The following is a 16,065-nucleotide window of genomic DNA, read 5'->3' as shown; positions in this document are numbered from 1 at the left end:
TCTTTTCAGCATGCCTGTTATTCATCTGGAATAAAAAGCAAGATCTATTTGTTGAGAATTCTTCTCACATTAGCCCGCCTCTTTTTTATGCGTGGCATGGTATTTGCATAACACAAATAGATCGTTTGAAATTCAGCAGGGAGAAAGGTAAGGACCAGGCCGGATCATGGAAATGTGCGGAGATAGAGTGTCCTTTGAGATCCTTATGGCAGAGGATAATTCTTTTGGTAACAGCTCGTCAGTGACGGTTCGAAAAAGGTCCGGGATTGCCTTATCACTTTTTTTGTTTCGATTCAAAAATCGTTTTTCAGCGAACGTGAAATTGAATTATGCACTCTTCAGGTTATCAACATTTGTCTCCGGTTACCGAAAAATGAAGGGGTATCATTTTTTTCGAGAATCTGGACAAGTGGATTAAGTTGTACTATAGTGACTTGATGGCTGAATAATTATTTCTTTTCGCAGGCGGCACGAACCAGGCAGGAGGTCAAACACTATGATAACTTTACTGAACAGAAAAAGTGTATCGATTGTAATTTTTTCTCTTCTTCTCCTTATCTCAGGCATATCCCTTGCCCAGGTCTGCACGGGAGGGTCCGGCACCACAGGAGTCCTTAAAACAATCACGATCGATGGTGACCCATCTGACTGGACCGAGGTCCTTACCTCCCAGCAGGTAACCTTCGATGATTACGGATCGTATTCAGACTGCACGGCATCGAATGACCTCGATTGTCCGGTAGGTAACACAGGGCGCGATATCAATACGTTCGCCTGGACGTACGATGCTAAATATATCTATATCTATCAAACACGGTACGATTCCACCACCAATGCACAGGAGTTCATGTTTTCCATGGATGTCAACGGCAATCAGCGTATGGAGAGCACGGATCGAGTTCTTCGCGTTACCTTCCTTAACTCCACGGTCAACGCGAGGCTCTATGTCTATGAGCCCGTAGATACTACCAACGGCGATCCGATGGTTGACACGAATGGATTTGCGGATGGGTATGACATGGTTGGTGGGATTACTGCCAACAGCCCCCTGGTGGACTACACCGATCCTGGCTTCCCTATTGCAGGTATGGGATTAATTGATGGTACCGGGTTTGAAGTCCGTGTACCGTGGTGCGATCTCAGCCCTACATGCGGCGGCTGCCCGATTCCGACCGATCCCAGCTATCCCCCTGATTGCTCCCCCGTGGCTATCTTTTTCCACATAGCCGGTGCTAACGGAACAACCCCTAATAAAGTCGTGGACAATGCCGGAAACCCGGATGGAGGAATAGGCTACTTCGGGTTCTACTCGATCGACATCTCTCCCGATCATTCATCCACGATTGCTACGACGGATGCACTGGAACATGTGGTTACCTACACCCACACGATTACCAATGAATTGCCTTCGAGCGAAATCCTGAATATCCATGTCACCTCGACCTCCGGCTTCTCTGTGGATCTCTATGATGCCTCCGGTCCGACCCTCATGGCGACAGATTCAAACGGTGATGGGGATTTTTCCGATACCGGCGACTATGTCAATCCCACCTACGACACGGAGGGAACACCCAACGGTTTCCCCGACACGGGAACCCTGGCACCCTTTGGTACTTTCGATCTTGAAATTCAGATTACCGTTCCGCCCTATACCTCTGCCGTCATCGAAAAGACTTCGGTCTGGGTCGATGTGTACGGTGAATCCATTGACGACTGCGCACTGGACACAACCACAATCGGCGACATCCTCGTGGAACCGGATTTAAATCAGAGTGGTGCCCCCACAAAGTACGTAGATTTCAATCACACCGTGGAACACTTTATCGCTCAGGACTACATCAACCTCTCTGCCATTTCATCCAGTGGATGGAGAATAGATTTTTATGACAGTTCGGACAACCTCATGGCGACCGATTTAAATGGAGATGGTGACTTTGCTGATCCTGGTGAGTCTGTCGATCCATTATACGACGGGGACATTGACGGCTATCCAGATACTGGATTCCTGGCTGCTTCCCCCAGCAGCTTCAGCTTTTACACCCGCGTGACTCTGCCAGCGCTCAACCCCGGCACATTTGACCTCGGAGATATCGACACGATAACCGTCACGGGACAGTCCACCCTCACGAATAACTATGCCTTCGACACAGCCATTGATACATTGACGGCTCGGAACGAAATAGAGATCAACCCTGATTACACCGGGGCACAGGCCAAGCGGGGAGCTGCTGGAACCACGGTCTATTTCCCCCATGTAATCATCAACAGTGATACGGATACAGATAACGCCGAACTGAGCGTTCCCGTCCTCACCCAGAACGGCAGTACTGTAACCTGGACGGTGGAATTCTGGACCGACCCAAACTGTGACGGGAACATCTCTGACGGCGCGCTGATCACGGGAACTCCGCCTACAACCTCTCTTCTCAATCCCTTTGGAGGAACTCTCTGCATCGTTGCCGGTCTTCAGATCCCCTCGGGCGCCATTCAGGGTGCTTCCGTGATAATGAACATCCAGGCCGATTCCGTTCTAGGCGGTGCGACCGATACAGCCATCGACCACCTCTCCATCGGATCGTTGATTTCGTGTAAGGATGTCGCCTGCGCTGAACTTTCCTCATTCTTTGCCCACTGTGAACCGATCTTTATTAAGGGCTTCAACCATGTAGTCAACACGAACTACACGTTGAACTACGATACATATGCATCCCATGCTGTCCAGGCTGACGCCTTTGGAAACATTGATGATTCCTATACCATTCAAACGGGGAATCCCGCAGGTGTCTGGAACATTTACGACAGCCTGGCCTCCATTAACATTACGGTGGAACCGACGGTAGCGGGGACAAACACGATTTCTCCCTTCAGGACCGTCCGCTTACGGGTACCGGACCCGGCCAATGTTTCAATCAACGCGACGCTCAATAACAACAACGCGGGTGGTGACTACCTCGACACCTACAGTAACTCCGTCATTGTGGATACAGCCCATACCCAATACTGGAACGGAACTATTTTTGACACTCCCTATGGCGACTGGACGGATTGGACCCGCACTGCCATGAACATCGACGTACTGGCTCAGGCTTCGTACCTCGATTCTTTTACTCTGAACGGGGTAGACTTCCCTAATCCAGGTGTCTGGGAAATCCGGGGAATGTGGACGGCCTGTTCCGGCGGATACGAGGTCGCAAGGGCCTCCAACACGTTTCTGGTTGGGACCACCCTGGCGACTTACCAGAGTGACTACACCACGTCCCAAACCTCGTTCACCTATGGAAGCACGGTATACCTGGCTGGTGACTACTACTATCCCCATGACGGCACCTACCCCACTCAGGACGATATGGTCATCGCCTACTATGGATGCGGTGGAAAGCGGATTACCACAAGCTCTCCAATTTCGACGGATGCTTCGGGAAGAGTTGAATTTGGGCAGGATACCTCAACCTGGCAGCGGGTTGGGGCCGTCACGGCGGTTCTCTATCCCGAAGGATTCACGCCTCCGGCCAATTACAACGCCAGCGATGTCAACATCCTCGGTTCCACGACGTTCACAATCACGATCACCGCGGGTCCGGACGAGTCCGCCTGCCTGAATGATCCCGCCTTCAACCTGAGCGGGCAGGCTCCCACAGGAGGCACGTGGTCAGGAACCGGAATCACCAATGCCAACCTGGGCACTTTTGATCCGGCGACCGCGGGAGAAGGTGGACCCTACACCATTACCTATACGTACACCGATGCCGACGGCTGTATCGCACAGGCCACCAAGAACGTCACGGTTCTTGGTCTTCCCGCGGCCACAGCCGATAACGGAGGACCCTACTGCGAAGGCCAGACGATTGAGCTCTTCGGCGGCCCGGACAACATGGACTATTCCTGGACCGGACCCAACGGGTTTACTTCAACCGATCAGAACCCAACCATCCCGGGAGCCACCAGCGCCAACGCGGGCCTTTATACGCTGACCGTAACTGACACGCTTGGAAACGGCTGTTCCGCCCAGGCCACCACAACCGTATCCATGGGCGGATCGGTTTCCGCCACGGCTACGAACGGCGGGCCCTACTGCGTGGGAGACACGATCCAGCTGACCGGTGCTCCCGACGGCATGGCCTCCTATGGATGGACCGGACCGGATGGATTCTCTTCAGCATTACAGAATCCAACCGTTCCCGCGACCCTGGCGGCTGCAGGCACCTATACCCTGACGGTTACGGACGGAAGCGGCTGCACGGGACAGGACACGACCGACGTCTTGGTCAATACGCCACCGGTGGCTGCGGCCTCCAACGGCGGACCCTACTGTGAGGGAGACACGATCCAGCTGACCGGCGCACCCGACAGCATGGCGATCTATGCCTGGACGGGTCCGAACGGATTCACCTCCGATCAGCAGAGTCCGACCCTGGCCGCGACACTTCTGGCCGCCGGCACCTATACACTGACTGTTACGGACACCAACGGCTGTACCGGCCAGGATACGACGGATGTCGTCGTGAACGCGACCCCGGTGGCGACGGCTTCCAATGGCGGTCCCTACTGCGAAGGGGAAACGATCCAGCTTACGGGCGGACCCGACGGAATGACCACCTATGCCTGGACAGGCCCCAACGGATTCACCTCTTCGGAACAGAGCCCCGCGATTGCATCCGCTACCACTGCAGAGGCAGGAGTCTACACACTGACGGTAACCGATGCCAACGGCTGCTCTGACGCTGAGACAACCACGGTATCTGTCTACACGGTGATGACCGTCGATGCCACGCCCGACGGCACGTCTTCGGCCTGCGTCGATGAAAACATCACCTTCAACGTCTTTGCCTCCGGCGGATCGGGAATCTACGGTCTCCAGTGGCAGGAAGATGGCGGTGATCTGGCGGGCAAGACGGGTGAAGCCGCCTGGAACACGGGAGCTACCGGTTTGATCGACAACGATCCCGCCGGTGCGTCCTTTGCCCTGAACGGTTTCACGATTGCTTCCCCTGCGGATCTTGCCGAACTTTACTACACACTGGGCGGGACCACCGACCTGCTGAACTGTGTCCGGATCGAGCTGGAAGCCCCCACGCTTGACCGTCTGGTGGTGAAAGACTACGGCGTTGCCGCAGCTTCCCCCTTCGATATCACGGGGTTTTACAATACGTACGGCCCCGGCGACTACAATCTGATTGTCCTGGAACTTTCCGGATGCGACACCGGTTCTGCGGACATTTCCGATATCTTCATGGGGGTCAACCACAAGCTGACCCTCACCTACTCCACGCCCCAGAGTCACGCTTACAACTGCCTCATCAGCGACCTGGGCACCACCTCCGGCTGCGCCACGTCCGACCTGACCAGCAACACCGGTGAATGGACACAGCCGACAGCCACGGCCACGAACGGCGGTCCCTACTGCGAAGGAGACACGATCCAGCTGACCGGTGCTCCCGACGGCATGACAACCTATGCATGGACGGGTCCGAACGGGTACACATCCAGCGAACAGAGTCCTTCCATTCTCTCCGCAACGGTCGCCATGGCGGGTGACTACACGCTGACCGTCACCGATGGTGATGGATGCACGAATCAGGACACGACTACCGTTGTCGTGAACGCGGCTCCGGTAGCTACGGCCACCAACGGCGGGCCCTACTGCGTGGGAGACACGATCCAGCTGACCGGCGCTCCCGACGGCATGGCGATCTATGCCTGGACCGGACCGGATGGATTCTCGTCAGCATTACAGAATCCAACCGTTCCCGCGACCCTGGCGGCTGCAGGCACCTATACCCTGACGATTACGGACGGAAGCGGCTGCACGGGTCAGGATACGACGGATGTTGTCGTCAATACGCCCCCGGTGGCTGCGGCCTCCAACGGCGGACCCTACTGTGAGGGTGACACGATCCAGCTCACCGGCGCCCCGGACAGCATGGCGATCTATGCCTGGACCGGACCGGACGGATTCACCTCCGACCAGCAGAGTCCAACGCTGGCAGCGACACTGGCTGCAGCCGGCACCTACACATTGACGGTCACGGACACCAACGGCTGTACCGGCCAGGACACGACGGATGTCGTCGTGAACGCAGCCCCGGTGGCCACGGCCTCCAATGGCGGTCCCTACTGCGAAGGGGAAACGATCCAGCTGACGGGCGGACCCGACGGAATGACCACCTATGCCTGGACAGGCCCCAACGGATTCACCTCTTCGGAACAGAGCCCCGCGATTGCATCCGCTACCACTGCAGAGGCAGGAGTCTACACACTGACGGTAACCGATGCCAACGGCTGCTCTGACGCTGAGACAACCACGGTATCTGTCTACACGGTGATGACCGTCGATGCCACGCCCGACGGCACGTCTTCGGCCTGCGTCGATGAAAACATCACCTTCAACGTCTTTGCCTCCGGCGGATCGGGAATCTACGGTCTCCAGTGGCAGGAAGATGGCGGTGATCTGGCGGGCAAGACGGGTGAAGCCGCCTGGAACACGGGAGCTACCGGTTTGATCGACAACGATCCCGCCGGTGCGTCCTTTGCCCTGAACGGTTTCACGATTGCTTCCCCTGCGGATCTTGCCGAACTTTACTACACACTGGGCGGGACCACCGACCTGCTGAACTGTGTCCGGATCGAGCTGGAAGCCCCCACGCTTGACCGTCTGGTGGTGAAAGACTACGGCGTTGCCGCAGCTTCCCCCTTCGATATCACGGGGTTTTACAATACGTACGGCCCCGGCGACTACAATCTGATTGTCCTGGAACTTTCCGGATGCGACACCGGTTCTGCGGACATTTCCGATATCTTCATGGGGGTCAACCACAAGCTGACCCTCACCTACTCCACGCCCCAGAGTCACGCTTACAACTGCCTCATCAGCGACCTGGGCACCACCTCCGGCTGCGCCACGTCCGACCTGACCAGCAACACCGGTGAATGGACACAGCCGACAGCCACGGCCACGAACGGCGGTCCCTACTGCGAAGGAGACACGATCCAGCTGACCGGTGCTCCCGACGGCATGACAACCTATGCATGGACGGGTCCGAACGGGTACACATCCAGCGAACAGAGTCCTTCCATTCTCTCCGCAACGGTCGCCATGGCGGGTGACTACACGCTGACCGTCACCGATGGTGATGGATGCACGAATCAGGACACAACCACGGTGGTGGTGAATACCGCACCGGTGGCTTCGGCCTCCAACGGCGGCCCCTACTGCGAAGGCCAGACCATCGAGCTCACGGGCGGTCCGGATGGGATGTCCTCTTACGCATGGACAGGTCCCAACGGGTATACCTCCAGTGAACAGAGTCCTTCGATTCTCTCTTCGACAACCGCAATGGCCGGTGTATATACTCTTACCGTAACGAATGCCGATGGATGCACCGATGACGCAACAACTTCGGTAACTGTCGATATTGGCGTCACGGCTACAGCTTCGAACACCGGACCCTACTGTGAGGGGGACACGATTCAGCTGAACGGTTCACCGGACAGCATGGCATCCTACGCATGGACCGGCCCGAACGGATTTACATCCAGTGAACAGAATCCTTCAATCCCGGCCGCAACAGCGGCGATGGGTGGAGACTACACGCTGACCGCAACCAATTCCGGAGGATGTACCGGACAGGATACGACGACCGTCGTGGTCAATACACCTCCAACAGCTGCCGCCTCCAACGGCGGACCGTACTGTGAAGGTGATACGATCGACCTGACCGGTGAACCCGACAGCATGGCTTCCTATGCCTGGACAGGACCGAATGGCTTCACGTCATCTCTCCAGAGCCCGACCATTGCCGATGCCACATCCGCGGCTGCGGGTGTCTACACGCTCACAGTAACCGATGCCAATGGCTGTACCGATCAGACGACGACCTCCGTTACGGTTAATGCATCTCCCACAGCCACGGCTTCCAACACAGGCCCGGTCTGCGAGGGATTTCCGGTTCAACTCATCGGCGGTCCCGCCGGTATGAGCTCCTACAGCTGGACAGGACCGAATGGATACACGAGTTCACTCCAGAGCCCAACCATTCTCGTAACGACTTCCTCTCATAATGGCGTCTACACGCTGACCGTGACCAATGCTGCAGGCTGCACCGATCAGGCCCAGACAACGGTAACAGTTAATGCTCCACCGGCCGTGACCGCCTCCAATAACGGTCCGGTTTGTGAAGGAGGAATCCTCCAGCTTACTGGCGGCCCCGCGGGTATGTCCATATACAGCTGGGTAGGACCTAATGGATACACGAGTTCACAACAGAGCCCCCAGATCGTGGGAATCACCCTGGCACAGGCCGGTTCTTACTCTCTGACGGTAACAGACAGCAACGGCTGCATTGCCAGCACATCAACCACCGTTATCGTCAATGCGCTTCCGGCCGTCGATGCAGGCTCCAATGATAATGTCTGCATTAACACTCCGCCCTACAACATGACCGGCTTTTCTCCTGCGGGCGGAGTCTGGAGCGGTACGGGAATCACAAACCCCGGCCTGGGTACCTTTAACCCTGCCGTGGCTGGAGCCGGGATTCACACCCTCACCTACACGATCTTCGACGGTACCTGCTTCAACGCTGACACAAAGAACGTGCGAGTCTCCGACCCGGTAGCCACAGCTACAAACACGGGCGCCTACTGCGAAGGTGAAACCATCGAACTATTCGGCGGCCCGGACGGAATGGTTTCCTACCACTGGACCGGTCCCAACGGATTCGACTCCTTTGACAGGAATCCAACGATCGTCGGAGCTTCGACAGCCAACAGCGGAACGTACCTCCTGACCGTGGAAGACGGATACGGATGTTCCGACAGCGAAACCACCAGCGTTACCGTTGTGACGGGCGTCTCAGTTGACGTCACACCCAACGCCACGACATCCACCTGCTATGATGAGTACCTGGACTTCATCGTCCGCGCCACGGGCGGGACGGGAATTTACACCACCCAGTGGCAGGAAGACGGCTCAGACATGCCCGGAGAAGCTGGAGAAGCAGCATGGAGAGCCGGTCAGGCAGGCATCGTGGATAACGATCTCTCGGGTGGACAGGCCTTTACCCTGAACGGTTTTACCATCGCACCGCCTGCCGACATCGCCAGGGTCTACTACATCCTTGGCGGAACCACCGACCTTCTTAACTGTGTGCGGATTGAACTGGAAGCCCCAAACCTGGATCGAATCGTCCTGAAGGATTATGGCGTTCCTTCAGCCGCACCCTATGACATCACCCTTTTCTACAACGATCCGGCACACGGTCCCGGGAACTACAAGCTCTACATCTTTGAACTGAGCGGATGTGGTGGCGGTGGAGTTGCGGACATATCCGATATCTTCATGTCGGTCAACACCGTTCTTTCCGTAACCCACAGCGGCGCGGAAACCCACACCTACAACTGTTTGGTCACCGACCGCGGCACGGCTTCGGGGGCCTGTTTCAATATGGATCCCCTGGCGTCAACCGGCCAGTGGTACTACACCACGACCGAAGCGGGAGCCGATGAGATTACGTGGCTCGGTGCCGATCCCTTCAACCTGAGCGGCGCTTCTCCCGCGTCAGGAATCTGGTCTGGAACCGGGATCACCAATGGCTCACTGGGTACATTCAGTCCAACTCTGGCGGGAGTTGGTACATTCGTCATTACCTATACGTTCACGGACGTTCACGGATGTGTCACGTCAGATACCAAGACGGTTCGGGTCGATGACGTCTGGCTCCTGCGTAACGACGATGCAGCCACATTAACCTTCGCCGAGATCTTCAACTTCCGGCCCTACCCCGGCGACCCCGGTCTTAACCCCGGGCGTGACCTGGAAAAGGCCCAATTCCTATCCAACGATCCATTTCCCAATGAAACCAATGACCTTGACCCGGGCGCTGAGCCGTTGATCTTCTATGAACTGACCAAGGGTCTGGATACGGTCATGGTCACCAAATCCGGCGGAAAGGTCGTCATTACCTACAACTGATCTTTTCTCCCGCAGAACTTCAGCGCCCCGGCTTTGCCGGGGCGTTTTTTTTAAAACGAGATCGTCTGACCGGAACCCAGAAAAGTGAGTAGTTACTACCCATGGCGTTTTTCAAAAACGCCATTTTCGATACTACTTACCTGATCAATTTTCCAAGATTTTTCTTCTTGTTTCCTGCACTTATCCTGACTAAATCCCCAATATGGCATACGTATTGCATAACTATATGTTTTGATATCTATCCGGTTTATCGTTGCCGAAAGGTGTCAAGACTCGGGAAAAGAGGAAATATTCCTTACTGCGAAGTTGTTTGGAGTATTCAATCTCGACAATTCGAGACAAAGGACAACCAAAGACTTCAGTCCGGTCTATCAGATTAAGGCTGTTACGAAAGGATGAATTTTATGAAATCACATGTACTGGCAGGCGCATTTTTGTATCGATGTTCGGTTTTTGTACTTCTGATGATTCTCACCGCGCTGTCACTCTTTGCGGCCGGACCGACCCTGAAGACGATCACCGTGGATGGCGTGGCAACGGACTGGGCTCCGATCCTTTCCAATCCGCTCCAGGTGACGAACGACGGAGAGTTTTCTCCACAGTGCAACGTTCCGCCCCTGGACCGGGACTGCACGAATAATACAAACATTTCGGGACGGGACCTGAACCGTTTTGCCTGGACATATGACGGCTCCAATATCTACATGTACGTATCCCGGTACGGAAGTTCTACCAACACGCAGACCTACTATTTTTACTGCGATACCAGCCGGAACAAGCGTATGAACGACGGGGAAAAGGTCTTTCAGGTTGTCCTTAATGGTTCCAACCGGAACACGGAAGCGTACCTCTTCACCTATAACGCCGTGGATGACACCAACGGGGACAGCCTCGTGGATGCCTCCGGGTACGCTGACGGTTATACACTGCCGGGAACACTCTACACCAAGGCGCCCTATCCTCCTGTCACGATCTATACCAACACAATCGGCGGCTTTGCCGACGGCCGCGGCTTCGAATGCCGCCTTCCCTGGACAAACCTGGGGGTCCCCGCCGGGACGCCGGTCTACTTTCACGTTTCCTCCAGCAACAATTCCAACGGAGGCACGGTTCCGGCGCAGATTGACGACAACCTCGGCGGTCCAGACGGAGGGATCGGCTCCTTCGCCTTTTACCTGGTGGATCTTTATGACAACGAATCCCAGACGGTGGCGCCGGGGAATCCCGCAACGATTACCTATTACCATACCTGCAAAAACACAGGCACGCTGGACGACGAGTACAACTTTGAGATTTCCTCCAGCCTGGCTCTTCCGGCCGATCTTTACGATGACGGCACGAACACCCTGATGGCCTCGGACACCGATGGAGACGGGGACTGGGACTACGTCAACCCTGTGTATAACAGCGATTCCGGAACGGGGGACACACGCCCCGACACGCCGATTCTGACAACGGCCTCTCCCGGAAACACCTTTTCCCTGCGCCTGGAACTGACGGCCGCGGCCGGGATCACGGACGTGATCGACACAACGATCCTTACCGCAATTTCGCTGACCGAGCCTCTGGACTCGTACGATTCAGTCACCGACATCACAGGAATTGGCCAGGTTACACTCCAGCCGTCACTCCAGACAGGGGCAGCCGCCGTGGGGCAATATGCCGAGTACACATTGACGCTGACCAATAACGGTCTGGACGACGTTTTTGATCTGTACGTCCTTTCGTCTCTCGGCTACCGCCTGCAGATCTACACCGGAGGCGGGGCCCTTGTCGCGGAGGACACAAACGGGGACGGGAGCTTTGAATCGATCCAGAGCGGATATGACACGAACAGTAACGGCTATCCCGATTTCGGGACGGTCTTCAACGGCACACCGGTAACCTTCCGTGTACGGGTCTATTCAGGAACTCTGAACGACGTGGATGTAACCTCCGTTACAGCCGTAGGCGACATTTACGGCACGTCGGATGACGCTCAGCTCACGACAACGATCCGGAGCCGTCTGACCTTGACCCCTTCCTACCTCTTTTCAAATAACACAAACAAGTTCAGCGGGGACAGCCGTTCGGTCTTCTTTGCCCACACGCTGATCAATTCCTGGATTACATCCGAAACGATCACGCTGAGCCAGACCTCGACGCAGGGATGGACGGTCCGGTATTACACCGATCCGGACGGGGACGGAAACCCGTCCGATGGAAACCAGATTACAGGTACGTTTTCCCTTCCTGCGTATGGTGGGGAAATGGACCTTGTGGTGGAGATCATCGTTCCCGATCTGGCCCCGACCAGTTATCCCGTGCAGAACTCGACCACAGTGACGGCGACGTCGGGCACTGGAGCCACGGCGGCAGTCACGGACCAGCTCACGGTCAGCTACATTGCCGCGTATGCTGATCCTAACCGCACGATCTCCCAGACCTTCTTTGCCCGGTGTGACACGGTATACCTGCAGGGGGCATCGCTGACCCTGTCGACGACGACCACATACCGGATCGACATCTTCCCCCCCTCTTCGAGTACGGCGATCCAGTCCCACACGGTACCGACGGACGGAAGCGGGGACGCCCTGGACGAGTACACCTTCACCTCGACAGACACGCTGGGTACCTGGACGGTTCGACTCTACCAGTCCGGCACGCTTCTTGACACGATTCTCATCACCCTTGACCCTGCCGCCACACCGTCGACAATCGGTCCGATCACGACGAACCGGGCCTCGTACAGCCTGACGGGCAACAACCTCACCGTGACGGCTACATTCAATAACACATCCACGGGAGCCGTCTATTACGACACCACATACCGCTACCGGGTCATCAACCCGGATGGCACACAATACCTTACTTCCTCCGGGACCTTTTCCTCCTATGATTCGGCCCTGTTCACAAGGATCACCCTGCCCCACACGATTGCAGCGGGCGATTCGGCCACGGAGACAGTCTCGGTCAACAACGTATCCTTCCCGGTAGAGGGAATCTACACGATTCAGGTCTACTGGCTGGGGTCCTGCGACAACACGATCGCCACGGCCACCTTCCCCATCCCGGTGGGCACGGCCCTGGCTTCCTACGCCGATGCCTCCTGGACCGACCCTGAAGATTACTTTACGCTGGCCGATACGATCTATCTTTACGGAAGTCCCCTCCTGCCCACAACGTCGTATACGGTGGTGTACTACGATGAAGACGGAACCCTCGTACTCACCCAGACCGTGATCACCAACGGATCAGGTGAGCTGTCGACGAGCGTCGACGGTTCGAGCCTGGGCTCGGAAGGAACCTGGCACGCAGTGATCTATCCCACCGGGGCACCGATCCCGCCCCTTTATTCCCCAACGGATCCGGACGCGGCCGCCATGGATGACTTCGTACTGGAACCTGACACCGACGGGGACGGAATTGCCGACACTCCAGATCTGGATGCGGACAACGATGGGATTGCGGACGCAGTGGAAGGAACGGGAGATGCCGACGGGGACGGAATTCCGAACTACCTCGACCTGGACTCGGACGGCGACGGAGTGTGGGACCTTATCGAAGGCAATGATGCAAACTTTGACGGTGTTACCGACTATGCAGTTACCGACGCGGACAATGACGGCAGGATCGACACAATCACCGACGCAGACGGAGACGGGTGGGACGACCACTACGACCCCAGCGAAGGAGGCACGCCGGCCGTTACGCAGAACTTCGACGGCGATACCCTCCCTGACTATCTCGATCCGGACGATGACGGGGACAGCATCCCCACGGCGGACGAAGACGCCAACGGGAACGGCGATCCCACAGATGATGACACGAACTCCAACGGGAACCCCAATTACCTCGACCTCGACTCCGATAGCGACGGCATCCCCGACGCTACGGAACATACAGGGGACACAGCGGATGGCGGAGACGGGCTGGGGAACTACATCGATGACGACTCCGACGGGGACGGCATTCCCGACAGTATCGAAGGCACCGGGGATATCGACGGGGACGGGATTCCCAATTTCCTGGATCCCGACTCCGACGGCGACGGGATTCCGGACAGCGTGGAAGACAGCGGAACCGGGACCGATGATTACGATGGGGATGGCATACCCAACTACCTGGACCTGGACTCCGACGCGGATGGACTTCCGGACCAGATTGAGGGTACGGCGGACTCCGACACAGACGGATCGCCGGACTTTCTGGATCCCGACGTACCAACGGACAGCGACGGGGACGGGATCTCTGACGTAACAGAAGGATCGGGGGACAGTGACGGGGACGGCGTCGCGGACTATCTCGATCTTGACAGTGACAACGACGGGATTCCGGATGCAGCGGAGGGAGCGGGAGATTTTGATGGAGACGGAATTCCCAACTACCTCGACCTGGACAGTGATGGCGACGGCGTGTGGGACCTGATCGAAGGGAACGATGCCGACCAGGATGGCGCCAATGACAACACCGGCGTGACCGATGCCGACAACGACGGCCGAATCGACACGATCACCGATGCGAACGGCAACGGCCTGGATGACACCTATGAGACGACACCGGCGGCACTGCAGGACAGCGACAATGATGGCAATCCCGATTTCCTTGACACTGACGATGACAACGACGGGATCCCCACCGCAAACGAATACGACCGCTTCGGGGGAGACACGAGCCCGATCGGGGACGACACGGATAGTGATGGAATTCCCAACTACCTGGATCCGGACTCCGATGACGACGGGATTCCTGATCGGATTGAAGGGACGGGAGACGGCGACGGGGATACACAGCCCGACTTTCTGGATCCCGACGCCCTTACGGACAGTGACAACGATGGGATTCCTGACGTGACGGAGAATTCGGCCCCGCTGGATGACCAGGACGGAGACGGGATCCCCAACGACCAGGACCTGGACAGTGACGGGGACGGGATTTACGACAGCGATGAGGGTGCGGGGGACACGGATGGCGATGGGATTCCCGACTACCTGGACCTTGACTCGGACAACGACGGGATCCCCGATTCCGTGGAAGGGGGCGACGGGAACCCGGACACACCCCCGGTGGACACCGACGGAGACGGGATCCCCGACTTCAGGGACCCCGATAGCGACGATGATGGAATCTCGGACGGTCAGGAAGGCCTGGGCGACCCGGACGGGGATGGAATTCCCAACTACCTGGACCTGGACTCCGACGGGGACACGATCTCCGACGAGGACGAATCCTTCGGAGACTTCGACGGGGATGGAGTACCCAACTACCTCGACCTGGACTGTGACAACGACGGGATCCCCGACGCGGACGAAGCGGGAGACAGTGATCTGGGAACCAAGCCCGTCGACACCGACGGGGACGGCAGCCCGGACTTTCAGGACCTTGATGCCGACGGAGACGGGGTGGAAGACCTGATCGAGGGGAACGACGCGGATCATGACGGCGTGAACGACAATACGACGGTCGTGGACTCGAATGGCGACGGTCAGATCGACACGATTACCGACACAAACGGAAACGGCCTGGATGACTCCTACGAGACGACCCCGGCGACCCTTCAGGACACCGACACGGACGGGAAACCCGACTTTCAGGATGTGGATGACGACGGGGACGGCTATGACACCTCGGAGGAGGACACCAACGGGAATGGAGACTGGAGTGATGACGACCAGGATAACGACGGGATTCCCGACTACCTAGATCCCGATTCGGGACCGATCCCGATTCCCGACCTTCTCCGGAATGACGAGATTGCTTCTACGAATCCCCTCTCCACAGCCTTGAACGCGATCTTTGTGCAGACCCATCCTGCTGACCCGGCCCTTGATCCCTCCGGGGCGAACATGGTTGCCGACGAAGGGGAAGGCTCGATGATGGAAGCCAACGGCTCCGAAGATGACGACGACTTTTACGCCGCCGATATCACCTCACCCTACGTCGACCCGGATCCTACTGTTCTGACCGACAACGGACGGCCGCTGGTTTTCTACGAGCTCGTCGGGAACTGCACGATCTATCTCAACAAGTACAACGACGGGGGAACCTGGAAAATACAGGTCACCTTTACCTGTAATTGACTTCCAGATCATTAAACTTCAACGCCCCGGCAATGCCGG

Annotated in this window: 2 protein-coding genes; both read left to right on the top strand. The window is 57.0% G+C overall.

The window, feature by feature from the left end; translation table 11 throughout:
- Window positions 1-496 precede the first annotated feature (496 nt).
- On the top strand, window positions 497-9,967 hold the full coding sequence (locus PLD04_03800; protein HXK67442.1) for a hypothetical protein: 9,471 nt from the start codon (window positions 497-499) through the stop codon (window positions 9,965-9,967).
- Between the two features lie 404 nt (window positions 9,968-10,371).
- A complete protein-coding gene (locus tag PLD04_03795) occupies window positions 10,372-16,026 on the top strand; it encodes a hypothetical protein (GenBank protein HXK67441.1) in 5,655 nt (1,884 codons plus the stop codon).
- The last annotated feature ends 39 nt before the right edge of the window (window positions 16,027-16,065 follow it).

It is taken from the genome of Thermoanaerobaculia bacterium (assembly GCA_035593605.1).
Classification (GTDB): domain Bacteria; phylum Acidobacteriota; class Thermoanaerobaculia; order UBA2201; family DAOSWS01; genus DAOSWS01.
Note: the sequence above shows the minus strand (reverse complement) of the source record. Positions and strands in the feature narration are given on the sequence as shown.